The following is a 353-nucleotide window of genomic DNA, read 5'->3' as shown; positions in this document are numbered from 1 at the left end:
CCACCGCCACCGCAGCACGCTGCACCTGCTCGAAGAGGCGCCGGCGAGCGAGGCGCTGGCCCTGCAGTTCGGCCTGGCGCCGGAAAGCCCCCTGTTCCATTCGCTGATCGTGCATTTCGAGGACGACGTGCCGATCCAGCTCGAAGACCGCTGGGTCAACCCGGACTGCGCGCCGGACTACCTGGCCCAGGATTTCAACGCCATCACCCCGAACGAACACCTGATGGTCGTGGCCCCGCTGCAGGGCGCCACCTATGCCATCGAGGCCCTCGGCGCGCCGCGCGAAGTGGCCGAACTGCTCGCGATCGATGCGCGCGAACCCTGTCTCGTCCTCAAGCGCAAGACCGGTTCCG

1 protein-coding gene is annotated in these 353 nt (G+C 68.3%); it reads left to right on the top strand.

Translation table 11 applies throughout. The features are described from left to right. The coding region (locus KVT32_RS29205; protein WP_217619327.1) for a UTRA domain-containing protein at nt 1–353 on the top strand (353 nt) is incomplete at both ends.

The organism is Achromobacter sp. GbtcB20 (assembly GCF_019091095.1).
Lineage (GTDB): Bacteria > Pseudomonadota > Gammaproteobacteria > Burkholderiales > Burkholderiaceae_B > Achromobacter > Achromobacter mucicolens.
Note: the sequence above shows the minus strand (reverse complement) of the source record. Positions and strands in the feature narration are given on the sequence as shown.